The organism is Hyphomicrobium sp. MC8b, assembly GCF_905067615.1.
Classification (GTDB): Bacteria; Pseudomonadota; Alphaproteobacteria; order Rhizobiales; family Hyphomicrobiaceae; genus Hyphomicrobium_B.
Genome location: NZ_LR898465.1, coordinates 3,117,015 through 3,140,126, shown reverse-complemented (window position 1 = coordinate 3,140,126; position 23,112 = coordinate 3,117,015). Strand labels below are relative to the sequence as shown.

Here is a 23,112-nt window from a genome sequence, read left to right as displayed (position 1 = left end):
GGGAGAGAAATGGCATCGGCTCTCTTCTTTTATATCTTCGCGGTCCTCGCGGTCGCATCCGGCGCGATGGTGATCCTGACCAAGAACCCGGTCCACGCCGTGTTGTTCCTGATCCTCGCCTTCTTCAACGCCGCCGGGCTCTTTGTTCTCCTAAATGCCGAGTTCCTGGCAATGCTGCTCGTCATCGTCTACGTCGGTGCGGTCTCGGTGCTGTTCCTCTTCGTCGTGATGATGCTCGATGTTGACTTTGCGGAACTGAAAGCCGGCTTCATCAAAAATGCCGGCGTCGGCGCGGTCGTCGGCGGCATCGTTCTCGCTGAAATTCTGGCACTCGTCGGCTATCGCGGTTTGACGGCTGCTTCGTCTCTCAACGTCGCGTCGCCTGTTCCTGCCGCAGGCTCCGGCATCACCAATACGCAGGCGCTCGGCGAGATCCTCTACACGAAGTACGTCTACTTCTTTGAGGGCGCGAGCTTGATCCTGTTCGTGGCGATGATCGGCGCCATCGTGCTGACCCTGAAGCATCGTGTCGCCGTGAAGCGCCAGTCGATCGCCGCCCAGGTCGCGCGCGGACCGAAAACTGGCCTCGAAGTCATCAAGGTCCCAAGCGGCGGCTCTGTGATCCCGCCCGCTGCAAAGCACCCGGAGGCAGCCGAATGACCATCGGTCTTGGACATTACCTCGTCGTCGCGGCGTGCCTATTTACGCTCGGCATCTTCGGCATCTTCCTCAATCGCAAGAACGTCATCGTCATCTTGCTGTCGATCGAGTTGATGCTGCTGGCGGTCAACATCAACCTCGTGGCGTTTTCTCACTTCAACGGCGACCTCGTCGGCCAGGTCTTTGCGCTGTTCGTGCTGACGGTCGCCGCCGCCGAATCTGCCATTGGTCTCGCGATCATGGTCGTCTACTTCCGCAACCGTGGCTCCATCGCGGTTGAAGACATCAACATGATGAAGGGGTGAGGCGGGATGATTTACGCCGCCATCGTATTCCTGCCGCTCGCAGGCGCGCTCATCGCGGGCTTTTTCGGCCGCGCGATCGGCCCGCGGCCGTGCGAGATCATCACCACCTCGTTTCTGATGATCGCCGCGGTGTTGTCCTGGATCGTTTTCTTCCAGGTCGCGCTTGGCCACCAGACGAGTGAGATCACGCTGATGCGCTGGATCACATCCGGCGAACTCGACATCTCGTGGGCGTTGAAAGTCGATACGCTGACGTCGGTGATGCTCGTTGTCGTGACGACGGTGTCCTCCCTCGTGCACCTTTATTCCATCGGCTACATGCACGAGGACGACTCGCGTCCACGCTTCTTTGCATATCTGTCGCTGTTCACGTTCGCGATGTTGATGCTCGTGACCAGCAACAATCTCGTGCAGATGTTCTTCGGCTGGGAAGGCGTCGGCCTCGCGTCCTATCTGCTCATCGGCTTTTGGTACACGAAGCCGTCGGCATGCGCCGCGGCGATAAAGGCCTTCGTCGTCAACCGTGTCGGCGACTTCGGCTTCGCGCTCGGCATCTTCGCCCTGTTCTTCGTCTTTCACACCGTCAATTTCGATACGCTCTTCACGGCTGTGCCGAGCGCTGTCGGCAAGACGTTTAGCTTCGCCGGTCATGACGTCGACATCCTGACGACGATTTCGCTGCTCCTCTTCATGGGCGCGATGGGCAAGTCAGCGCAGTTTCTGCTGCACACCTGGTTGCCCGACGCCATGGAAGGACCGACGCCGGTATCGGCGCTCATCCACGCCGCCACCATGGTCACCGCCGGCGTGTTCATGGTTGCTAGGCTATCGCCGATCTTCGAACTCGCGCCGGATGCCTTGGCGTTCGTCACGCTTATCGGTTCGATCACGGCGTTCTTCGCGGCGACCGTCGGCCTCGTACAGAACGACATCAAGCGCGTCATCGCCTATTCGACGTGTTCGCAGCTCGGCTACATGTTCGTGGCGTGCGGCATCGGCGCGTATGGCGCCGGCATCTTCCATCTCTTCACGCACGCCTTCTTCAAGGCGTTATTGTTCCTCGGGGCAGGCTCCGTCATCCACGCGATGCATCACGAGCAGGACATGCGCGCGATGGGCGGACTGCGTAAGAAAATCCCGTGGACGTTTGCCGCCATGCTGATCGGCACATTTGCGTTGACGGGCGTCGGCATTCCGCACCTGACGGGCTTTGCAGGCTTCTATTCCAAAGACGCCATCATCGAAGCCTCCTACGCTGCTGCGACGCCGAACAACTATGCCTTCTGGGCCCTCGTCATCGCGGCGGTGTTCACGTCGTTCTATTCGTGGCGTCTGGTCTTCATGACCTTCTACGGACATACCCGCGCCGATCATCACACCTATGATCACGCGCACGAAAGCCCGCCCTCGATGATGATCCCGCTCGCGGTCCTTTCGATCGGCGCTGCGCTGGCAGGTGTCGTTTTCACGTCGTATTTCATCGGGCATGACCAGAAGGAGTTCTGGGGCGCTGCAATCTTTACCGGCGAGCACAACCACATCCTGCACGAGATGCACGACGTGCCGGAATGGGTCAGCTACTCGTCGTTCATCGCGATGATCTTCGGCTTCGTCGTTGCCTGGGTTTATTACATCGGCGCGCCCTGGCTTCCCGAAGCCACTGCAAGGGCATTCAAGCCGCTATACCTGTTCCTGTTGAATAAGTGGTATTTCGACGAACTCTACAACTTCATCTTCGTGAAGCCAGCCTTCGCGCTCGGCCGCTTGCTCTGGAAAGGCGGCGACGGAACGATCATTGACGGCGCGATCGACGGTACGGCGGAAGGCGTTGTCCGCGTCACCGACCGGGTCGTCAAACTGCAGACCGGCTACATGTATCACTACGCCTTCGCGATGCTGATCGGTGTCGCCGCCATCCTCACGTGGCTGACGTACAACGGGCTCTTCGGCGGGGTGCTCAAATGAGCAACATTCTCTCGGTCACGATTTTCCTCCCGCTCATCGGAGCGGTGCTGATCGCGACGCAAAACGCCGAAGCGAAGGGCAATGCCCGCTGGATCGCGCTTTGGACGACGCTCGTCACCTTTGCTGTGTCGTTGCTGATCTGGATCAACTTCGACAGCTCGTCTGCCGGCTTTCAGTTCGTTGAGGAATACAACTGGCTTGGCCCCCTGAAATACAAGATGGGAGTCGACGGCATCTCGATGCTGTTCGTCATCCTGACGACGTTCCTGATGCCGCTTTGTATTCTTGCGAGCTGGCAGTCGATACAGATCCGCGTCAAGGAATACATGATCGCGTTTCTGATCCTCGAGACGATGATGCTCGGCGTCTTCTGCGCGCTTGATATCGTGCTCTTCTATCTGTTCTTCGAGGGCGGCCTCATCCCGATGTTCGTCATCATCGGCGTCTGGGGCGGTAAGCGCCGCGTGTACGCGAGCTTCAAGTTCTTTCTGTATACGCTGCTCGGCTCTGTGTTGATGCTGCTCGCGATGATGGCGATGTACTGGCACGCCGGTACGACCGACATCCCGACGCTGCTGCAAACGAAGTTCCCGCCTGAAATGCAATGGTGGCTATGGATCGCGTTTTTCGCATCCTTCGCGGTCAAGATGCCGATGTGGCCTGTTCATACGTGGCTGCCCGATGCTCACGTTGAAGCGCCGACCGCAGGCTCCGTCATTCTCGCCGGCATTCTGCTGAAAATGGGCGGCTACGGCTTCTTGCGTTTCTCGCTGCCGATGTTCCCGAACGCATCTGCCGATCTCGCGCCCTTCGTCTTCACGCTCTCGATCGTGGCGATCGTCTACACCTCGCTCGTCGCGCTCGTTCAGGAAGATATGAAGAAGCTGATCGCCTATTCGTCGGTTGCGCACATGGGCTACGTGACGATGGGCATCTTCTCGGCGACCCAGCAGGGCGTTGACGGCGCCATCTTCCAGATGCTCTCGCACGGCATCGTCTCGTCGGCGCTGTTCCTGTGCGTCGGCGTTATCTACGACCGCATGCATACGCGTGAGATCGCAGCTTACGGCGGCCTCGTCGAGCGCATGCCGAAATACGCCTTCGCCTTCATGGTCTTCACGATGGCGAATATCGGCCTGCCTGGCACCAGCGGCTTCATCGGCGAATTCCTGACTTTGCTCGCGGCGTTTAAAGCCAATACCTGGGTTGCGATCATCGCGACGACGGGCGTGATCCTCTCGGCGTCTTACGCGCTCTATCTTTATCGGCGCGTGATTTTCGGGGCGCTGGAAAAGGCGAACCTCAAAAGCATCCTCGATCTGTCGCCGCGTGAGGTTGCGATCCTGGCGCCGCTGATCCTGCTCACCATTTTCTATGGCGTATATCCGTCGCCGGTTCTGGACGTGACGGCGACGTCGGTGAAGAACCTAGTCGAAAATTATCAGTCGGCCCAGGCAACGGCGGCCGCATCGCTGACGACGCGAGGATACCAATGATCGATAGCACGGTCCTGCAAGTCGTCCTGCCCGAGCTCATCCTCGCGCTCGGCGCCATCGCGCTGCTGATGGTCGGCGTTTTCATGAAGAACGGCGAAGCGGCTGGCCGCGTCGTCTCGTGGTTGGCCATCGGCCTGCTGGTCGTCGTCGCCATCGCCGTCTTCGAGCAAAGCGGCTCCGCAACGGTATTCAATGGTGCGTTCGTATCCGACAGTTTCACCCGCTTCCTGAAGATCGTCATTCTCGTCGGCGCGGCGCTGACGCTGCTGATGACCTTCGACAACTTCACGCGCGCGAAGCTGCTGTTGTTCGAATATCCGGTGCTGGTGCTGCTGGCGACGCTCGGCATGCTGATGATGGTTTCGGCAAATGACCTCATCGCGCTCTATCTTGGACTCGAATTGCAATCGCTGGCGCTTTACGTCGTGGCCGCCTTCAATCGCGACGATGTCCGCTCGAGCGAGGCGGGTCTGAAGTATTTCGTGCTCGGCGCGCTGTCGTCAGGCATGCTGCTCTATGGCGCTTCGATCCTGTACGGCGTCACTGGCTCGACGAGCTACGCGTCGATCGCATCCGCTGCTGGCTTGCCGGAAATGGCGACGAACGTCGGCCTGACGTTCGGCCTCGTTTTTGTGCTTGTCGGCATCGCTTTCAAAATCGCCGCCGTGCCGTTCCATATGTGGACGCCCGACGTCTACCAGGGATCGCCGACGCCGGTGACGGCCTTCTTCGCCGGCGCGCCGAAAATCGCTGCGATGGCACTCTTGCTGCGATTCACGCAAGCCGCAATGCCCGCAGCCGCGCCGCAATGGCAGCAGATCGTCATCTTCCTGTCGATCGCGTCTATGGCGCTTGGCGCGTTCGCCGCCATCGGTCAGACCAACATCAAGCGGCTGCTCGCCTATTCGTCGATCGGCCATGTCGGCTTCTCGCTGGTGGGCCTCGCCGCCAACAGTCCCGAGGGAACGAGCGGCGTACTGATCTATCTCGCGATCTACGTCGCCATGACGCTCGGCGCCTTCGCCTGCGTCCTGTCAATGCGCCGCGGCGACCGCTACGTCGAAAGCATCTCCGATTTGGCCGGGCTCGCGCGCTCCGATCTGACGTTCGCGACGATCCTGGCGATTTTGATGTTCTCGTTTGCAGGCATTCCGCCGCTCGCGGGCTTCTGGGCGAAGTGGTACGTGTTCCTTCCCGCCATCAAGGCAGGGCTCTATCCGCTCTCGGTCATCGGCATGGTTTCGAGCGTCATCAGCGCCTACTATTATCTGCGCATCGTGAAGGTCATGTTCTTCGATGAACCGGCCGAGGCGTTCTCGCCGCGCGAAGGCCGAACCTCCGCTGTCATGGCGCTGTCGGCTGTTTTCGCGGCTGCATTCGTGCTGCCGTTCGTCGGTGGTGCCATCGTTGACGCTGCCACCGCCGCCGCCTCAGTCCTGGTGTCGGCGCATCCGCTTTAATGACTGATGGATGAAGTCCCGCCGCCGCGAATCGTCCACGTCGCCCAGACCGGCTCGACGAACGCCGACGCTACGCGCTTAGGACTGGCGGGTGAACCGCTGCCCCTATGGGTCATCGCCGACGTCCAGACCGGGGGTAGGGGGCGTTCCGGGCGACAGTGGGTCTCCCAGACGGGAAATCTTCACGCCAGCTTGGCCTTTCGTTGCACTGCGCCAATGGAAAAAGCGGGCCAATTGTCACTTCTGGCAGGAATTTCAGTCATAGACGCCATTCGAGCGACAATGGATCTTGCTTCGGAGGCCGAACTTCGCCTCAAATGGCCGAACGACATTTTGATTGGATTTGCCAAAGCCGGTGGAATTCTGGTCGAGAGCACGTCGTTACGGGAAGGCTCCGGCTTTTTAGCTATTTTGGGTTTTGGATTGAATCTTGTGACTTTTCCGGACGCGCTTGGGCGCGCTGCTACTGCACTCGGCCATTTCGGTCGATCACCTGAACCGAGTGCCTTGCTCGACGTCCTGTCGGAACGCGTTTTCCATTGGCTGGATTGCTGGAACGCTGGAGCGAATTTTGCTGCGATCCGCGAGGCCTGGATCGAACGCGCCGGTCCGCTCGGGGAACGGATAACGATCAATACAACCCAGGGGCCCGTCTCCGGAACCTATCAGGGACTGGCGGAAACCGGTGCTCTGCTGGCCGAGGTCGGCGGCGCCGTCAGGGAAGTCAATTACGGTGACGTTGCCTTGGTCGGCGAAGTCGCGCGCGATGGGGATTCATGAGCGAACGTCCGACGTCATCCCCATCCTCCGGAAAGTTTAATTCAGACGAACTCGTATTCATGGCGCTTGGCGGTCTCGGTGAGATCGGCATGAACGTCTATCTGTACGGCTTCGGTCCACCGCGCGCGCGCTCGTGGCTGATGGTTGATCTCGGCGTGACATTCCCGCACGAGGGAGAACCTGGCGCCGACGTCATATTGCCCGATCTTCGTTTCATCATTCCCGAGCGCAAGAAACTCGCGGGCCTTGTGTTGACGCATGCGCATGAAGACCACATCGGCGCTGTCATCGACCTGTGGCCTTCGCTGGAATGCCCGATCTTCGCGACACCGTTCACGGCAGGAATGCTGAAGACGAAAGCCGGCGAGTTCGGAGGTTCCGTTTCGCTGCCCATCAAAGAGGTCCCGCTTGGGGGTCGCTTCAAAGCGGGCGCTTTCGATATTGAACTCGTATGCCTCACGCATTCGATCCCTGAGCCCAACGGGCTCGCGATCCGGACGCCTGCGGGCCTCGTATTCCATACTGGCGACTGGAAGCTCGATCCGACGCCCGTCGTCGGTCGTCCACACGATGCCGCGAAGTTGCAGTCGCTCGGCGATGAAGGCGTGCTCGCACTTGTCGGCGACTCGACCAACGCCATGCGTGAAGGGCGCTCGGCCTCGGAAGAGGACGTCGCCAAAACGCTGAAAAAGCTGATCGCCGATGCACCGCGCTGTGTCGCTGTCACGCTCTTTGCCTCGAATGTCGCCCGCGTTGCTTCGATTGCGGCCGCGGCTCAAGCAGCCGGGCGCTCGCTGGTTGTCGCAGGGCGCGCTTTGCATCGGATCATCGAAGTTGCGATTGAGACCGGCTACTTGCCGCCGAACTTCACGTATCTGGACCAGCAGCGCTTTTCGGATCTGTCGCGCAATAAAGTCGTCGTGCTGTGTACCGGCAGCCAGGGTGAGCCGCGCGCCGCCATCGCGCGTATCGCCGAAGACGAGCATCCGGACATTTCGCTCGATAAGGGCGATCTCGTCATCTTCTCGTCGCGCACCATTCCGGGCAACGAACGCGCCGTCTCGCGCGTGCAGAATGCTTTGGCGCGACTCGGTACCGAAATCGTCACCGACGCCGAAGCGCTCGTGCACGTCACCGGCCATCCCCGTCGCGACGAACTGAGAGATATGTATTCCTGGCTTCGCCCGAAGATTGCCGTCCCGATGCACGGCGAAGCGCGGCATCTCAGGGAACACGCCAAGCTCGCGCGCGCTTGCGGCGCTGAGCAGACGTTTACCATTGTTGATGGCGAAATCCTGAAGCTCTGGCCGGAGCCGGTTTCTGTCATCGATGAGGCGCCGGTCGGCCGTCTCTATCGCGACGGCAATCTCATCGTGCCCGACGTCGAAGGACCGGTGAAGGCGCGCCGCAAGCTATCGTTCGTTGGCATCGCCGTCGTTGCGATGGCATTGTCCCGCCGTGGCGAAATTCTGAGTGAACCCGGCGTCGTGCTCGAAGGCATTCCGGCCGCGGACCGAGACGGTGACTCGATGCGCGAGATCGTGCTCGATGCCATCGATGGCACGCTCCGCTCCATTCCGCCGAAGCGGCGGGCCGACCACGGCATGGTCCAGGAAGCCGTTCAAAGGGCTGTGCGCTCGGCCATTAACGAAGCCTGGGGCAAGAAGCCTGTTGTCAAAGTGCTCCTCTCCGTGGTGGATGGCAGGGGCTGAAGTCTCGAAACTTCGCCAAATCTCAATCCCACATCGGAGAACGGAGCATGATCGGACGCCTGAACCACGTTGCCATCGCGGTCAAGGACCTCGAAAAGGCCTCGGGCGTCTATAAGAACGCTCTGGGAGCCAAAGTCGGCGCGCCCACGGATCAGCCCGAGCACGGCGTCAGGGTCGTGTTTATCGAGCTTCCGAACACCAAGATCGAGCTTCTGGAGCCGCTTGGCGAAGCTTCGCCTATCGCGAAGTTTCTTGAAAAATCTCCTGACGGCGGTATCCACCATGTGTGCTATGAGGTTGACGACATCATTGCTGCGCGTGACCAGTTGAAGGCCCAGGGTGCGCGCGTGCTCGGCGACGGAACTCCGAAGATCGGCGCGCACGGTAAGCCCGTGCTGTTCCTGCATCCGAAGGACTTCTGCGGCACCCTCGTCGAGCTGGAACAGGTGTAAACCGAGCCTCTGGCTCTAGTTCGAAGGGTCTCGTCATGCGAACCTCGATCGCCGTCGCCACGTTCTTTTGCCTGTGGTTCATCACGCTTTTTACGGTCCTGCCGTTCTTTGCAAAAACACAGGGTGAAGCGGGCGACGTCGTGCCCGGCACACCCGAAAGCGCGCCCCACAGAATCAACCCGTTACGCGTCTTCCTCGTGAATACGGTCGTGACGTGCGTGGTGTTCGCGATCATTTACGCTGTCGCTGCAAAGGTCGACCTTTTGCAGATCTCAACAGGCCTCATTCACGTCGGCAACTAGGCGGCGAACCCGTCCGGCGGCCCTTAAGCGCAAATTTCGCACATAATTCCACCAATTTGGGGCTTGCACCTGCGCGACGTGTTGCAAGCGGCATTCCAAGCGGCTATGCGCGCTGATCCCTAGAATAGGCTAGGCCCGCGGCTACGGGTCCGCCAGAAGCATAAAGTCGGTACGATGAGCAAGCGCGCGCTTTCCGTTTCCCGCGAGGAGAACTTCCCCGAGTGGTACCAAGCCGTCGTCCGTGACGGCGACATGGCCGAGACGAGCCCTGTCCGCGGCTGCATGATCATCAAGCCATGGGGCTGGGGCGTGTGGGAGCGTATTCAGGCCGATCTCGATGCCCGCATCAAAGAGACGGGGCACGACAATTGCTATTTCCCACTCTTCATCCCGATGAGCTTCATCGCCAAGGAAGCCGAGCACGTCGAAGGCTTCGCCAAGGAAATGGCGGTTGTCACTCATCATCGCCTGAAGAACGAAGACGGCAAGCTCGTCGTCGATCCCGACGCCAAGCTCGAAGAACCGTTGATCGTCCGTCCGACGTCGGAAACCATCATCGGCGATGCGTTTCAGCGCTGGGTGAAAAGCTATCGCGATCTTCCGCTACTGATCAACCAATGGGCCAACGTCGTGCGCTGGGAAATGCGCACGCGTCTGTTTCTACGCACGGCAGAATTCCTCTGGCAGGAAGGTCATACCGCTCACGCCGACCGCGACGATGCCGTCACTGAAACGCTGAAGATGTTGGAGGTCTATCGCACGTTCGCTGAAGACGTTCTCGCGATGCCGGTTGTGGCTGGCGAAAAACCGCCGAATGAGCGATTTCCCGGCGCCGACAACACCTATTCCATCGAAGCCATGATGCAGGACGGCAAGGCGCTGCAAGCCGGTACGTCCCATTATCTCGGTACGCACTTCGCCGAAGCGCAGAACATCCAGTTCCAGAATGCGCAAGGCCAGCTGACCTATTGCCATACGACGAGCTGGGGCGTGTCGACCCGTCTCATCGGTGGTGTGATCATGACCCACGGCGACGACGATGGCCTTCGCTTGCCGCCGATGATCGCGCCGCGCCAGATCATCATTGTCCCGATGCTACGCGAGAAGCCGGAAGATGCCGCGCTCATCGAATATTGCGCTTCAATTGAGAAAGACCTGAAAGCAGCCGGTGTCCGCACCCTCGTCGATCTGAAGCCGATCAAGTCGGCCGAGAAGCGTTGGAACTGGGTCCGCCGCGGCGCGCCCGTCATTGTCGAGGTTGGCGGCCGCGATGCTAGCGGCGGCAACGTCACGTTCATGCGCCGCGATCGTCTGCGCGATGGCGACAAGGTCATCTCGACCACCATGCCGCGCGACGCGTTCGTCGCCGGAGCCCCAGCACTTCTCAAGGATATTCAAGGCACTCTGTTCGCCGAAGCCAAGGCGCGGCTCGACGGCAACATCATCACCAACATGACGACGTTCGACGAGCTGGCTGACTATTTCGGGCCTGGCGAGGGCGAAGACGAGGCGGGCGCCTTCAAAGGCTGGGTCCGTGTCCCGTGGTCGCGCCCTGATGGCGAGGTCCTGGAAGGAATTGCAGATCGCCTGAAGGCTCTGAAGCTTACGATTCGCAATGCGCCTCTGGTTCAAGACGCGCCCGCAAGTAAATGTTTCTTCACGGGAGAACCCGCGAAAGAGTATGTGCTTATCGCCCGCGCATACTAAAACGGCCGCAATGCGGTGAGATGGCCTTAACTGCGACACAGGGAGCTGCGATGCGGCGCGCAATGGGGCAACGACAGTGAGGGCTCGATGACAGTTTCAGCGCACGGTGGGGTGTCCGCTGGAGTGCCCGCCGACCAAGGTGCCATAAGCGGGACGGCGCCGTTTTCCGCTTTCGAGTGGATGATCGCGGGCCGCTACCTCCGCGCGCGCCGCAAGGAAGGCTTTATCTCGGTCATCGCCGGGTTCTCCTTTCTCGGCATCATGCTCGGCGTCGCCACGCTAATCATCGTGATGGCCGTGATGAACGGCTTCCGACACGACCTGTTCTCCAAGATCATGGGCCTGAACGGCCACGTCATCGTGCAGAAGATCGGCGAGCGCTTCACCGATTATGATGCAGTCGCTGAGCGGATCAGCAAAGTGCCTGGCGTCAAAATCGCGATGCCGGTGATCGAAGGCCAGGTCATGGTTTCCTCCAGCACCCAGGCGCTTGGCGGACTTGTGCGCGGCCTGCGCGAAAGCGACCTCAAATCCTTGAAGCTCGTTTCCGGAAATATGCGCGCCGGAACGCTCGATGGCTTCGACAGCCAGCACGGCATCGCTATGGGCGTGCGCCTTGCCAATCAGCTTCACGTTGGCCTGGGCGACATGGTCACGCTTGTGTCGCCGCGTGGCGCTTCGACTCCCTTCGGCACCGCGCCGCGATCGAAGGCCTATCAGATCACCTCGATCTTCGAGCTCGGCATGTCGGAATACGACCGCATGATGATTTTCATGCCACTGGCCGAAGCGCAGAAGTATTTCTCAAAGACGGGCGAGACCGATGTCGTCGAAGTGGTTGTCGACAATCCTGAGGACGTCGATCACTACGACGATCTGATCAAGAACGCGGGTGGCCCGACGATCGCCGTCAACGACTGGCGTCAGCGCAACGAGACGTTCTTCAACGTGCTCTCAGTTGAGCGCAATGTCATGTTCATCATCCTGTCGCTGATCGTGCTGGTCGCGGCGTTGAACATCATCTCCGGCCTGATGATGCTCGTGAAAGACAAGGGCCGTGACATCGCCATTCTCAGAACGATGGGCGCCACCAAAGGCGCAGTGATGCGCATATTCCTGATAACCGGCGCATCGATCGGTATCGTCGGCACGCTCGCCGGTCTCGTCATCGGCGTGCTCTTCTGCTGGAATATCGAGAGCATCAAGAACTTCGTCTCGTGGGTTTCGGGTACGACCGTATTCGACCCGAGCGTCTACTATCTGACGAAGCTTCCAGCCGAGATCGATTTCCACGAAACCGGCGGCATTGTCGTGATGGCGCTCGTGCTCTCGGTTATCGCGACGCTCTATCCATCGTGGAAGGCGTCGAAGCTCGATCCCGTCGAAGCCCTGCGGTACGAGTAGGACGCATGGAAAACAAACCGATCGCACCAATTCTGCAGCTTGAGGGCGTCACGCGTTCTTTCCGCCAAGGCGAGAAGGAAGTCGTTGTGCTGCGCGGCGTCGATGCCGTGCTTTGGCCGGGTCAGGCCGTGGCGCTCGTCGGCCCTTCCGGTGCTGGTAAGTCGACGCTTTTGCACATCACGGGCCTACTTGAATCGCCGTCGAGCGGTCGGGTCGTCATCAACGGACGCGACTGCGCCACGATGACAGAAGCCGAGCGCACACGTCTGCGCCGCAAGGAAATCGGCTTCGTCTACCAGTTCCACCAGTTGCTGCCCGAGTTCAGCGCGCTGGAAAACGTCGTCATTCCGCAGCTCATTCTCGGCAAAAGCCGCAAGGCCGCCGAAGCCCATGCGCACGAACTTCTTGCCGGCGTCGGGCTTGCGCAGCGTGCGGAGCATCGTCCAGCCGAGTTGTCCGGCGGTGAGCAGCAGCGCACTGCCATCTGCCGTGGCTTGGCGAACAGCCCCCGCCTTCTGCTCGCCGATGAGCCGACGGGCAATCTCGATCCGCACACGTCCGACCACGTTTTCGTGCAACTCGTTGACGTCATCCGCCGCCAGGGCGTTGCAGCCTTGATCGCGACCCACAATATGGAGCTGGCAGCGCGCATGGACCGCGTGCTGCAAGTCCAGGAAGGCCAGCTGATCGAAATTTCGCTGTCCAAAACGCGTTAAGGCGCCAAATGGCTTTCGACGCGAGCCAAACGGGTTGTTTTTGCCCGGTATTTTTGCGTCGAGACAGCCGCGTTTGAAGCGCGCAAAATAGGCTTATGAACGCTCCGATTCGCACCGCTCCGCACGCGCCAAAATTCATTCACCTGAAGGTTCATTCGGCTTATTCGCTGCTCGAAGGCGCGTTGCCGATTACCAAGCTCGCCAAGCTCGCGACGGCGATGAACCTTCCCGCGATCGGCCTCACCGATACGAATAATCTTTTCGGCGCGCTTGAGTTCTCCGAGAAAATCTGGGGCGCCGGTGTGCAGCCCATCGTCGGCACGACGCTCGATATTGATTTCGGCGATAACCGCGACAATGGCCCGATGGCATTGCGAGCCATGAGCAACGAGCCGCGCGTGAAGCCCGCGGGCAAGCTCGCGCTGCTGGCCATGAACGCCGACGGCTTTGCGAACCTTATGAAGCTGTCGAAGGCGCTGAATTTCGAGGCGGCGTCGGACGAGCCTGCGCATGTGAAGATCGCGCGGCTCGAGGAATTGTCAGCCGGATTGATCGCGCTGACGGGTGGCCCGCAAGGCCCGATCGACACCGCTTTGCGCAACGCTCAGCCCGATCACGCCGCCGAGAGGCTCGCGACGCTTGAGAAGATATTCGGCGATCGCCTCTACGTCGAAATTCAGCGGCACGGTCTTGCAGAAGAAGCCGAAGTCGAGCCGCAGTTGCTCGAACTTGCCTATGCGCGGCGCTTGCCGATCGTTGCGACGAACGAATGCTATTTCGCCTCGCGTGCCGATTACGAAGCGCACGACGCGCTGCTATGCATCGCCGATGGCCGTTATGTTGTCGAAGACGATCGACGCCGAGCCAGCCCCGAGCATTATCTCAAGACCGAAGACGAGATGGCGTCTCTCTTCGCCGATCTTCCCGAGGCGCTGGCGAACACGATAGAAATTGCGATCCGCTGCGCATTCCGCCCCGAAGGCAAGAAGCCGATCCTTCCACGCTTTGTTGCCGGTGATGATAGCCTCAGCGAAATCGAAAATTTCCGCTTAGAAGCCGCGGAGATGAAGCGTCAGGCGGTCGAAGGCCTGAAGCGCCGCCTCGAGGCACACGGGCCATCGCCAGGCTTCACGGTCGAAGATTACGAAAAGCGCCTCGCTTACGAGGTCGACGTCATCACGCAGATGAAGTTTCCCGGCTACTTCCTCATCGTGGCCGACTTCATCAAATGGTCGAAAGCCAACGGCGTGCCGGTCGGACCGGGCCGCGGTTCGGGGGCCGGTTCTCTCGTCGCTTATGCGCTGACGATTACCGATCTCGATCCGTTGCGCTTCGGCCTGCTGTTCGAGCGCTTTCTCAATCCTGAGCGTATTTCGATGCCGGACTTCGACGTCGACTTCTGCCAGGAAAAGCGCGACCGCGTCATCGACTACGTGCAGAAGAAATACGGCGACGACCGCGTCGCGCAGATCATCACGCACGGAAAGCTGCAAGCGCGCGCCGTGCTGCGCGACGTCGGCCGCGTGCTGCAGATGCCGTATGGCCAGGTCGATCGGCTCTGCAAGCTCGTGCCGAACAATCCTGCCAATCCCGTCACGCTCCGTGAAGCGATCGACGGCGAACCCAAATTGCAGGAAGAGCGCGATAGCGAACCGATCGTCGCCCGCTTGCTCGAAATCGCCGAAAAGCTCGAAGGCCTTTATCGCCACGCCTCGACGCACGCCGCCGGTATGGTGATTGGTGACCGTCCGCTCGAAGAGTTGGTGCCGCTCTACCGCGATCCGAAATCGAACTTCCCGATCACACAATACAACTGGAAGATGGTCGAGGCAGCGGGCCTCGTGAAGTTCGACTTCCTGGGTCTCAAGACGCTCACCGTGCTCGAAAAAGCCGTGCAGCTCATCAAGCGCGTGCGCGGCATAACCGTCGACTTGCCGAGTTTGCCGCTCGACGACAAGCCCGCTTATGAAATGCTGGCCAAGGCCGACACGGCCGGCGTGTTCCAGCTTGAAAGTACGGGCATGCGCGAAAGCTTGAAGCGGCTGAAGCCCGACCGCTTCGAGGACATCATCGCTATGGTGGCGCTCTATCGCCCCGGCCCGATGGATAACATCCCGACCTACATCAACCGCAAGCACGGCGAGGAGCCGGTCGACTATCTGCATCCGATGCTCGAAGGTATTCTAAAAGAGACCTACGGCGTCATCATCTACCAGGAGCAGGTCATTCAGATCGCGCAGGTGATGGGCGGATACACGCTTGGCCAGGCCGACATGCTTCGCCGTGCGATGGGTAAGAAAGACAAGGCCGAAATGGCGAAGCAGCAAGCGCGCTTCGTCGAAGGCGCTGTCAGCAAGGGCGTGAAAAAGGAAGAAGCGATCTACATCTTCGAACTCGTCGATAAGTTCGCTGGCTACGGCTTCAACAAATCGCACGCAGCCGCGTATGCGCTCGTCAGCTATCACACGGCGTATTTGAAGGCGAACTTCCGCGAGGAATTCTTCGCCGCGTCCATGACGCTCGATATGGGCAACACGGATAAGCTCGCGATGTTTGCGTCCGAAGCGCGCAAATCCGGCATCCGTATGCTGCCGCCGTGCGTGAACAATTCCGGCGTGGATTTCGGCGTTGAGCCGCCATCCGGAGATTCCAAGCTTGGTTCGATCCGTTATTCGCTTGCCGCATTGAAGAATATCGGGGCGAGCGCCGTCGAGACGATCGTCAATGAGAGAAACTCCGGCGGCCTTTATGAATCGCTTGCCGACTTTGCGTCGCGCGTCGATGCAAAGGCGCTTAATAAGCGTGCGCTCGAAACGCTCGCCAAGGGCGGCGCGTTCGACTCGTTGAATTCCAATCGCGCGCTCGTCGCCGCCAACGCCGATACCATTCTGGCGTCTGCGCAGCGCCGCACCGCCGACGAAGCGCAGGGCACGACCGACCTTTTCGGCACCGCCGGGAAGCCCGCAGATCTCGTTCTGCGCGCGACGCAGTCGTGGACCGCGATGGAGAAGCTATCGGAAGAGTTCCAAGCCATCGGCTTTTATCTCTCCGGCCATCCGCTCGATCAGTATGATCGCGTGCTGAAGAAGCTTGGCATAAAGAAATTCAGTGAATTCGAAATGCTCGTGCAGCGTGGCGCGACGGCCGGACGCCTCGCTGGCATCGTCATCGCCGCCCGCGAGCGCCGCTCGCAGAAAGGCAACAAATTCGCCTTTGCTACGTTCTCCGACGCGACGGGCCAATTCGAAGCGGTCATATTTTCCGATACGCTTGCAGCCAGTCGCGATCTTCTGGAGCCAGGCACGCCGGTGATCGTTTCAGTCGAAGCCGAACGCGATGGCGAGACGATGAAAATGCGCGTGCAATCTATTGAGGAACTCGACAAGGCCGCATCCGCCGTTCCCCGCAACCTCAAGCTCGTTCTCGATCGCAAGTCGATCGTGGCGAATGCAGCGCCTGTTTCGGACGTCAGCAAGTATTTGCGGCCGAATGCACGCGGCGGTGAAATTCGAATCGTATTGCCGCTCGAAGATCGCAACCGCGAAATGGAATTTGTCCTCGCAGGCCGGTATGACGTTTCCCCCCGCGAAGCAATTCGCATTGAAGCGCTGCCAATTGTGGCCGAAATAATCGAAATCTAATACCACTGGTTGCTGGCTCAAAAGTTACACTCAATTCGCGGAATATTTTTCGTCATCATCGACGGCTTTTCGCTGCGCTAAGCGTTAGAGGTTCAAGACGTGAGAGACCGCGTCTTTCTTTGAAGAAGATAGGAGCCTCTAATGAAAAAGAGCTTGATCGCAGCAGCTGTTGCCGCTGCCGTCACCCTCGGCGCTTTTGGCGGCGCTGCAAACGCAGGTGTCGCCGGCGCGAACCTCAACGGGATTGGCGTGCACGCGGATAAAACCGCCGTCGAGCACGTCTATTACAAGAAGCGCTACTACAAGCATCGGCACTACAAGCACCGCAAGTGGGTTTGCCGTTGGCATCACGGCCACCGCAAGTGCTACTGGCGCTATTGGCGCTAAGTGAAGTTGCGTTTTTAGTCGAAGGCAGCGCCGTGACGCTGCCTTCTTCTGACACAGTTTCAGCGCATAGCTCCGCACCCCGAGCTAGCCAAAAACGAGGCAAGAGATGTCAAAATTCCACGCCGCTTTGATTGCTGCTTTGCTGCTTGCTCCTGCTGCTACCGTCGCTCGCGCCGCCGACGACGAGAAAGAGCCGCCGAAATTGAGCGCAGCCGACATTAAGAAGAATATCGAAGCCGTCGCCTCCGATCCCGCGAAGGTGAAAGCCTATTGCGCCATGACCAAGAAAATGGACGAGGTCGGCGACGACGAGAAAAAGGCGGAAGCCGCCAGCGACGAAATCGACGGATATTTCAAAACGCTGGGCGAGGATTTCGAGAACGCCTGGGATGACGGCCAGGACGCCAAGGACGACTCGCCGGAAGCCAAGGCGATGGACGACGCCGTCTCGACGCTCGATTCCAAGTGCAGCAAGTAAACTGACGACGCGACGCGTCTCGCCCCGAACGCGGGGAGGGGCGGGAGCAGTAGCCGCATATCCCCTTAATCCATGATTCCGCGCGCCACGATCCGCTCATCAAGACGGCGGCCGTGGTGCGCGTTGCATTCGCCGCCTGGCAGGCGGGTGCCGGAAGTGGCTGATACAAGTTTAGCCGCAGCCTAGGCTTGCACAAAAAGCCGATCCCCCGTATACAGCCGCCATCTCACACGCGAGACATTTGCGCCATGCGGATGAAAAGCCCCGCATCGTGCTCCGGTGGAGAAATGCTAAGTCCGTAAAAAGGCTTGCAAATCTCTTCTCAAGTCTCGCGGAGGTCTAACCGGAAAAGGAAACGTTTCGATGGCACTTCCTGCCTTCAACATGCGTCAGCTATTGGAAGCTGGCGTTCACTTCGGCCACCAAGCTCACCGCTGGAACCCCAAGATGGCGCCGTTCATCTATGGGTCGCGCAACAAAATCCATATCCTTGATCTGACGCAGACGGTGCCGTTGCTGCACCAGGCGTTGCTGAAGGTTTCCGACACGGTCGCCGGCGGCGGTCGCGTTCTCTTCGTCGCGACGAAGCGTCAGGCGTCAGACGGCATCGCTGATGCTGCCAAGCGCAGCGCCCAGTACTTCATCAACCATCGTTGGCTCGGCGGCACGCTGACCAACTGGAAGACGGTTTCGCAGTCGATCCGCCGCCTGCGTCAGCTGGATGACATCCTCGCCGACCCGCAGGGCCGCACGAAGAAGGAAATCCTGAACCTGACGCGTGAGCGCGACAAGCTCAACCAGTCGCTCGGCGGCATCAAGGACATGGGCGGCACGCCCGATCTTCTCGTCGTGATCGATACCAACAAGGAATCGATCGCCATCCAGGAGGCGCGCAAGCTCAACATCCCGATCGTTGCGATCGTCGATACGAACTGCGATCCCGACGGCATCGACTATCCGGTTCCGGGCAACGACGACGCCGGCCGCGCCATCACGCTCTATTGCGATCTCATGGCCCGTGCTGCGCTCGATGGTCTGGAGCGTTCGCAGGGTTCCGCCGGCGTTGACGTTGGTGCATCCGAGACGCCGCCGGCTGAAGATCTGCCGAAGGTCACCTTCAAGGGCATCGAAGCGCCGCGCGGCGAGGCCGACGATCTCAAGCGCATCACCGGTATCACGCCGAAGATCGAGCAGCGCCTCAACGATGCGGGCGTCTACCACTTCTGGCAGATCGCCGATCTCGACAACGATTACGCCGAGGCGCTCGATCGCCAGCTGAAGCTCAAAGGCCAGATTGCCAGCGAAAACTGGGTTGCCCAGGCCAAGAAGCTCGTCGAAGCCGCCAGCGTCTAAAGCGCGTTGGCAATTCGACACAAAACTGACGTGCTTTTGAAGCGCGAACGTGAATGAACTTTGATGAGGCGCCCGCCGGGGCGCCTCGAACCTCATAGGTGACAGGAATGACAACGATCACCGCCGCAGACGTGAAAAAGCTGCGCGACATGACCGGCGCCGGTATGATGGACTGCAAGACCGCGCTGACCGAAACGAACGGCGACATCGAAGCCGCCGTTGATTGGCTGCGTAAGAAGGGCCTTTCGAAGGCTGCGAAGAAGTCGGGCCGCATCGCCGCCGATGGTCTGATCGGCATCGTCGCCAAGGGCCGTGAAGGCGCCGTCGTCGAGGTCAACTCGGAAACCGACTTCGTTGCCCGCAACGAGCAGTTCCAGACCCTCGTCCGTGATATCGCAGGCCTCGCTCCTGCAGCGAAGGGCGACCTCAAGGCGCTCCTCGATGCGAATTATCCGGGCACCAAAAACACCGTCGAAGTCCAGCTTCAGGAAGCTGTCGCAACGATCGGCGAAAACATGACGCTGCGCCGCACGGCGGCCGTTGCGGTGAAGGAAGGCGTCGTCGCTGACTACGTCCACAATCGCGTCGCAGACGGCCTCGGCAAGATTGGCGTGCTCGTTGCACTCGAAAGCGCGGGCGATGAGCCGACGCTCTTCGATTTCGCCCGCAAGATCGCGATGCATGTGGCAGCTTCGCCGACCACGCTCGTTGTCAACGAGAGTGACCTTTCCCAAGAGGCGATTGACCGCGAAAGGGCGGTCTACGTCGAGCAGGCGAAGGCTGAGCCGCGCAACGCCGGTAAGTCGGATGACATTCTGGCCAAAGCCAGCGAGGGCCGGCTGCGCAAGGAATTCATCGGTACGGTTGTGCTCATGAACCAGGCGTTCCTGATTGGCGACGGCAAGGCGACGGTCGCGCAGGCCGTTAAAGAAGCCGAGAAGGCCTGCGGTGCGCCGATCAAGGTCGCAGGCTTCATCCGCTACGCGCTCGGCGAAGGCATCGACAAGAAGGAAGAAGATTTCGGCGAGGAAGTCCGCAAGCTGGCAAGCGGCGGTCGCTGAGATCGGCAAGGTCGAGCTCAAGGTCAACGGACGCCCGCTGGCCGGAATCGCCCGAGCAGGTTAGGTATCAACCGGCCGATCGCCCGTGATCGGCCGGTTTTTCGTATTATGATGGCTTTGGTGCTGATCGGGAGGCAACGGAATGGCGGACGCGCGGGGTCTTAAATACAAGCGGCTGCTGCTGAAGCTTTCCGGCGAAGCTCTGATGGGTAAGCAGCCCTACGGCATCGACATGAGCGTTGCCGAGCGGTTGTCGAAAGACATTGCGGATGCTGTTGCGGCAGGCGCCGAAATTGCGGTCGTCATCGGCGGCGGCAATATTTTCCGCGGCCTTTCCGGCGCAGCGAAAGGCATGGACCGCGCGACTGCCGACTACATGGGCATGCTCGCGACAGTCATGAACGCATTGGCGTTCCAAAATTCTCTTGATCGTCTCGGCGTCCCCGCCCGCGTGCTCTCGGCAATCCCCATGCAAACGGTCTGTGAAAGCTACGTGCGCCCCAAGGCGCTGGCCTATCTCGCGCGCCAGCAGGTCGTCATTTTCGCGGCAGGCACCGGAAATCCGTTCTTCACGACCGATACGGCAGCCGTTCTGCGGGGCATCGAGATGAACTGCGACGCCGTCATCAAGGCCACCCAGGTGGACGGCGTTTACTCTGCCGATCCCAAAAAACACAAAGATGCAGTACGTTATGACCGGCTCAGTTATTCCGAAGTTTTAGCGAATGATCTCAAAGTGATGGACGGAGCGGCCATTGCCCTTGCCCGGGATAACGGACTTCCGCTAATTGTGGTTTCCATCGAAGAACCGGGAAATCTCTTGAAGGCGCTGCGCGGCGAGGCTCGCCAGACCCTCATTGAAGGAACCGGCTGAAGGCCGCTCGATGCCGATCTGCGCCGCGTTTCGAGCGGGGCGCTGCTGTCCGGTTTTGCGCGCCGGGAAGGAATAGGAAATGTCTCAGACTGTTCACGACATCAAAGAAATTGAAAAGCGCATGCGCGCTTCGATCGACGCTCTGAAGCGCGAGTTTACGGGCCTTCGCACTGGGCGTGCACACGCCAATCTCCTCGATCCCGTACAGGTGATGGTTTATGGCTCGCGGATGCCGCTCAATCAGGTTGCAACCGTTTCGGTTCCCGAACCCCGCATGATTACGGTTCAGGTTTGGGATCGCAGCAACGTCATTGCCGTCGATAAGGCAATCCGTGAAGCTAACCTCGGCCTCAATCCCATCACCGATGGCCAGATACTCCGTCTGCCGATTCCCGCGCTGACAACCGATCGCCGCCAGGAACTCGTCAAGCTCGCCCACAAGTATGCCGAGCAGACGAAAGTTTCGGTTCGCAATGTTCGGCGCGAAGCCATGGATCTTCTCAAGAAACTTGAGAAGGACGGCAAAATGAGCCAGGACGAACAACGGGGAAACTCGGATAAGGTCCAAGAACTCACCGATCGCCTCATCAAGGAGGTCGACTCGACGCTCGCTACTAAAGAGGCCGAAATTCAAAAAGTCTGATGGCCACGGTCGTTTTGCTGGCTTGAAGTTGTCTGAAGATATGTGAGATCTCAATCCCAGAGGCCGTTTGACATTGGCGCCACCAGCGAAGCCGACAGACGAGCGGACCGGCCCTGTAACGCCGCCGAAGCACGTTGCCATTATCATGGATGGCAACGGTCGCTGGGCGCGCGAGAGGGGATTGCCGAGAACGCTCGGTCATCGGCAGGGCGTCGAAGCCGTCCGCCGTGCCGTGCGCGCCGCAATAGAGCTGCAAATCACATATCTCACGATCTTCAGCTTCTCCTCTGAGAACTGGAAACGTCCGATCGACGAAATCGACGATCTGATGGGACTAATGAAACGCTTCATCCGGCGCGATCTTGCCGATCTGCATAAGTCGGGCGTTTGCATTCGGGTCATCGGTCAGCGTTTGCACGTTGACAGCGAACTGATGACCCTGATCGACGAAGCCGTCGAATTGACCCGCAATAACGACAAGCTGACGCTCGTTATCGCTTTCAACTACGGCTCGCGCTCGGAGATTGCAGGCGCTGCGCGCAAGCTCGCCGAACAGGTCGCAGCGGGCTTGCTGGATCCGGCCGATATCACCGTCGAACGCATGGCGAATGCGCTCGATACTTCTGGTATTCCGGACCCCGATCTGCTGATCCGCACGTCCGGCGAAATGCGTCTTTCGAACTTTCTATTGTGGCAGACCGCCTACTCAGAGTTCGTCTTTCTCGACTGCTACTGGCCGGATTTCGACAAGACGGCATTTGAAAACGCCATTGCGGAATTTCGCTCCCGCGAGCGCCGTTTCGGCGGCTTGACCAAGCGCTCGATGGCCTGAGGATTGGCAATGCCATCAGAAAATCGGGACGGCCAGCAGCGTTTTCTTGGCGGCTTGTTCGACTTTATCCCCGCTGAATTGCGCCTGCGGATCGTCTCTGGTGTCGCCATTGGCGCCATTGCCTTCACCATGCTGTATTGGAGCCCAGGCGCCTTCGCGCTGCTGACCTTTCTGGTCGCTGCGGCGATGAGCTGGGAGTGGGGCCGGATTGTCAGGGGGCCGATGCCGGATAGCGGGTTGATCGTCCATGTGCTGGCGGTATTGGCTGCCGCCATGCTGACGGCCCGAGACATGGCCGGAATGGCCATCGTCTCAGCCGTCGTCGGCGCCGTCGCCGTTGCAGCATTGGCGGCTGGTTCCGATCGGGCGCGGCTGTCAGGAGCGGGCGTGCTTTACACCGCGCTGCCGGTCGTCGCGCTCGGATGGCTGCGAAGCGACGAGCCTCTGGGCTTTCTCGCCACGTTGTTCGTTGTTCTCGCTGTGGCCGTAACCGACGTCGCAGCCTTTGCCGCCGGACGCATCATCGGAGGGCCGAAACTCTGGCCCCAGGTCTCACCGAACAAGACCTGGTCCGGTTTGATCGGTGGCATCACGGCTGCGGCTGCGGTGGGCGCGTTGTTCTCGGTCGTGTCCGGTACGGGCGGCGCGATTTGGCTCGCAAGCCTCGGATTGGCGGTCGGTTTGGTGTCGCAATGGGGCGATTTGGCTGAATCGGCACTAAAGCGCCATTTCGGCCTGAAAGATTCTGGAGGCTTGATTCCCGGCCATGGCGGTTTCATGGACCGTATGGATGGGCTTGTGACAGCCAGCGTTGCGGCCGCGCTCATCGGCTTTTCAATTGATGCGTTCGCGCCGGCGCGAGCGCTTTTATACGGATCATAATG

21 protein-coding genes are annotated in these 23,112 nt (G+C 59.9%); all 21 read left to right on the top strand.

Annotation, left to right across the window (positions count from 1 at the left end):
• The first annotated feature begins 9 nt into the window (after positions 1-9).
• The 21 genes from ACLB1Z_RS15220 to ACLB1Z_RS15120 all read left to right on the top strand — a co-directional run bounded on the left by ACLB1Z_RS15220 (position 10) and on the right by ACLB1Z_RS15120 (position 23,110).
• Entirely contained in the window at positions 10-660 is a 651-nt protein-coding gene (locus ACLB1Z_RS15220; protein WP_409560594.1) for an NADH-quinone oxidoreductase subunit J, read from the top strand.
• Entirely contained in the window at positions 657-965 is a 309-nt protein-coding gene (nuoK, locus tag ACLB1Z_RS15215; protein ID WP_013948504.1) for an NADH-quinone oxidoreductase subunit NuoK, read from the top strand. Before ACLB1Z_RS15220 ends, nuoK begins: the two co-directional genes overlap by 4 nt.
• 6 nt (positions 966-971) lie before the next feature.
• Positions 972-2,930, top strand: coding sequence for an NADH-quinone oxidoreductase subunit L (gene nuoL / locus ACLB1Z_RS15210; protein WP_409560593.1), 1,959 nt, complete (start codon positions 972-974; stop codon positions 2,928-2,930).
• Positions 2,927-4,426 carry an NADH-quinone oxidoreductase subunit M gene (locus ACLB1Z_RS15205; protein ID WP_409560592.1) on the top strand — a complete coding sequence of 500 codons (1,500 nt, stop codon included), beginning with the start codon at positions 2,927-2,929 and terminating at the stop codon, positions 4,424-4,426. The genes nuoL and ACLB1Z_RS15205 overlap by 4 nt, the downstream gene beginning before the upstream one ends.
• A complete protein-coding gene (gene nuoN / locus ACLB1Z_RS15200) occupies positions 4,423-5,886 on the top strand; it encodes an NADH-quinone oxidoreductase subunit NuoN (protein WP_409560591.1) in 1,464 nt (487 codons plus the stop codon). Before ACLB1Z_RS15205 ends, nuoN begins: the two co-directional genes overlap by 4 nt.
• A gap of 6 nt (positions 5,887-5,892) precedes the next feature.
• On the top strand, positions 5,893-6,666 hold the full coding sequence (locus tag ACLB1Z_RS15195; RefSeq protein ID WP_409560590.1) for a biotin--[acetyl-CoA-carboxylase] ligase: 774 nt from the start codon (positions 5,893-5,895) through the stop codon (positions 6,664-6,666).
• Positions 6,663-8,378, top strand: coding sequence for a ribonuclease J (locus ACLB1Z_RS15190; protein ID WP_409560589.1), 1,716 nt, complete (start codon positions 6,663-6,665; stop codon positions 8,376-8,378). The genes ACLB1Z_RS15195 and ACLB1Z_RS15190 overlap by 4 nt, the downstream gene beginning before the upstream one ends.
• A 47-nt stretch (positions 8,379-8,425) precedes the next feature.
• Complete coding sequence (gene mce, locus ACLB1Z_RS15185; protein ID WP_409560588.1) at positions 8,426-8,830, top strand: methylmalonyl-CoA epimerase; 405 nt, start codon at positions 8,426-8,428, stop codon at positions 8,828-8,830.
• A 35-nt stretch (positions 8,831-8,865) separates the two neighbouring features.
• Complete coding sequence (locus tag ACLB1Z_RS15180; protein ID WP_409560587.1) at positions 8,866-9,132, top strand: DUF1467 family protein; 267 nt, start codon at positions 8,866-8,868, stop codon at positions 9,130-9,132.
• A gap of 174 nt (positions 9,133-9,306) precedes the next feature.
• A complete protein-coding gene (gene proS, locus ACLB1Z_RS15175) occupies positions 9,307-10,839 on the top strand; it encodes a proline--tRNA ligase (protein WP_409560586.1) in 1,533 nt (510 codons plus the stop codon).
• Positions 10,840-10,926: 87 nt separating this feature from the next.
• A complete protein-coding gene (locus tag ACLB1Z_RS15170) occupies positions 10,927-12,243 on the top strand; it encodes a lipoprotein-releasing ABC transporter permease subunit (protein WP_409560585.1) in 1,317 nt (438 codons plus the stop codon).
• A gap of 5 nt (positions 12,244-12,248) precedes the next feature.
• Positions 12,249-12,959, top strand: a complete 711-nt coding sequence (locus ACLB1Z_RS15165) for an ABC transporter ATP-binding protein (RefSeq protein WP_409560584.1) — start codon at positions 12,249-12,251, stop codon at positions 12,957-12,959.
• Positions 12,960-13,054: 95 nt separating this feature from the next.
• Positions 13,055-16,600, top strand: a complete 3,546-nt coding sequence (dnaE, locus tag ACLB1Z_RS15160) for a DNA polymerase III subunit alpha (protein ID WP_409560583.1) — start codon at positions 13,055-13,057, stop codon at positions 16,598-16,600.
• Between the two features lie 141 nt (positions 16,601-16,741).
• Positions 16,742-16,987 carry a hypothetical protein gene (locus ACLB1Z_RS15155; protein ID WP_013948492.1) on the top strand — a complete coding sequence of 82 codons (246 nt, stop codon included), beginning with the start codon at positions 16,742-16,744 and terminating at the stop codon, positions 16,985-16,987.
• A 106-nt stretch (positions 16,988-17,093) separates the two neighbouring features.
• On the top strand, positions 17,094-17,465 hold the full coding sequence (locus tag ACLB1Z_RS15150; protein WP_409560582.1) for a hypothetical protein: 372 nt from the start codon (positions 17,094-17,096) through the stop codon (positions 17,463-17,465).
• A gap of 363 nt (positions 17,466-17,828) precedes the next feature.
• Positions 17,829-18,818 carry a 30S ribosomal protein S2 gene (locus tag ACLB1Z_RS15145; protein WP_409560581.1) on the top strand — a complete coding sequence of 330 codons (990 nt, stop codon included), beginning with the start codon at positions 17,829-17,831 and terminating at the stop codon, positions 18,816-18,818.
• A gap of 107 nt (positions 18,819-18,925) precedes the next feature.
• Positions 18,926-19,879: a translation elongation factor Ts gene (gene tsf / locus ACLB1Z_RS15140; protein ID WP_409560580.1), complete on the top strand. Its 954-nt coding sequence runs from the start codon at positions 18,926-18,928 to the stop codon at positions 19,877-19,879.
• Positions 19,880-20,021: 142 nt separating this feature from the next.
• Complete coding sequence (gene pyrH / locus ACLB1Z_RS15135) at positions 20,022-20,753, top strand: UMP kinase (RefSeq protein WP_409560579.1); 732 nt, start codon at positions 20,022-20,024, stop codon at positions 20,751-20,753.
• Between the two features lie 79 nt (positions 20,754-20,832).
• Entirely contained in the window at positions 20,833-21,396 is a 564-nt protein-coding gene (frr, locus tag ACLB1Z_RS15130; RefSeq protein WP_409560578.1) for a ribosome recycling factor, read from the top strand.
• 73 nt (positions 21,397-21,469) lie between these two features.
• Positions 21,470-22,228, top strand: a complete 759-nt coding sequence (locus ACLB1Z_RS15125) for an isoprenyl transferase (protein WP_013948484.1) — start codon at positions 21,470-21,472, stop codon at positions 22,226-22,228.
• Between the two features lie 9 nt (positions 22,229-22,237).
• The gene (locus tag ACLB1Z_RS15120) at positions 22,238-23,110 is read left to right on the top strand and encodes a phosphatidate cytidylyltransferase (RefSeq protein WP_409560577.1); all 873 of its coding nucleotides are present in this window, start codon (positions 22,238-22,240) and stop codon (positions 23,108-23,110) included.
• The last annotated feature ends 2 nt before the right edge of the window (positions 23,111-23,112 follow it).

Bases quoted from the DNA above. Each gene is read 5' to 3' on its own strand.
- ACLB1Z_RS15220 (WP_409560594.1), top strand. From the start codon at position 10: ATGGCATCGGCTCTCTTCTTTTATATCTTCGCGGTCCTCGCGGTCGCA.
- nuoK (WP_013948504.1), top strand. From the start codon at position 657: ATGACCATCGGTCTTGGACATTACCTCGTCGTCGCGGCGTGCCTATTT.
- nuoL (WP_409560593.1), top strand. From the start codon at position 972: ATGATTTACGCCGCCATCGTATTCCTGCCGCTCGCAGGCGCGCTCATC.
- ACLB1Z_RS15205 (WP_409560592.1), top strand. From the start codon at position 2,927: ATGAGCAACATTCTCTCGGTCACGATTTTCCTCCCGCTCATCGGAGCG.
- nuoN (WP_409560591.1), top strand. From the start codon at position 4,423: ATGATCGATAGCACGGTCCTGCAAGTCGTCCTGCCCGAGCTCATCCTC.
- ACLB1Z_RS15195 (WP_409560590.1), top strand. From the start codon at position 5,893: ATGGATGAAGTCCCGCCGCCGCGAATCGTCCACGTCGCCCAGACCGGC.
- ACLB1Z_RS15190 (WP_409560589.1), top strand. From the start codon at position 6,663: ATGAGCGAACGTCCGACGTCATCCCCATCCTCCGGAAAGTTTAATTCA.
- mce (WP_409560588.1), top strand. From the start codon at position 8,426: ATGATCGGACGCCTGAACCACGTTGCCATCGCGGTCAAGGACCTCGAA.
- ACLB1Z_RS15180 (WP_409560587.1), top strand. From the start codon at position 8,866: ATGCGAACCTCGATCGCCGTCGCCACGTTCTTTTGCCTGTGGTTCATC.
- proS (WP_409560586.1), top strand. From the start codon at position 9,307: ATGAGCAAGCGCGCGCTTTCCGTTTCCCGCGAGGAGAACTTCCCCGAG.
- ACLB1Z_RS15170 (WP_409560585.1), top strand. From the start codon at position 10,927: ATGACAGTTTCAGCGCACGGTGGGGTGTCCGCTGGAGTGCCCGCCGAC.
- ACLB1Z_RS15165 (WP_409560584.1), top strand. From the start codon at position 12,249: ATGGAAAACAAACCGATCGCACCAATTCTGCAGCTTGAGGGCGTCACG.
- dnaE (WP_409560583.1), top strand. From the start codon at position 13,055: ATGAACGCTCCGATTCGCACCGCTCCGCACGCGCCAAAATTCATTCAC.
- ACLB1Z_RS15155 (WP_013948492.1), top strand. From the start codon at position 16,742: ATGAAAAAGAGCTTGATCGCAGCAGCTGTTGCCGCTGCCGTCACCCTC.
- ACLB1Z_RS15150 (WP_409560582.1), top strand. From the start codon at position 17,094: ATGTCAAAATTCCACGCCGCTTTGATTGCTGCTTTGCTGCTTGCTCCT.
- ACLB1Z_RS15145 (WP_409560581.1), top strand. From the start codon at position 17,829: ATGGCACTTCCTGCCTTCAACATGCGTCAGCTATTGGAAGCTGGCGTT.
- tsf (WP_409560580.1), top strand. From the start codon at position 18,926: ATGACAACGATCACCGCCGCAGACGTGAAAAAGCTGCGCGACATGACC.
- pyrH (WP_409560579.1), top strand. From the start codon at position 20,022: ATGGCGGACGCGCGGGGTCTTAAATACAAGCGGCTGCTGCTGAAGCTT.
- frr (WP_409560578.1), top strand. From the start codon at position 20,833: ATGTCTCAGACTGTTCACGACATCAAAGAAATTGAAAAGCGCATGCGC.
- ACLB1Z_RS15120 (WP_409560577.1), top strand. From the start codon at position 22,238: ATGCCATCAGAAAATCGGGACGGCCAGCAGCGTTTTCTTGGCGGCTTG.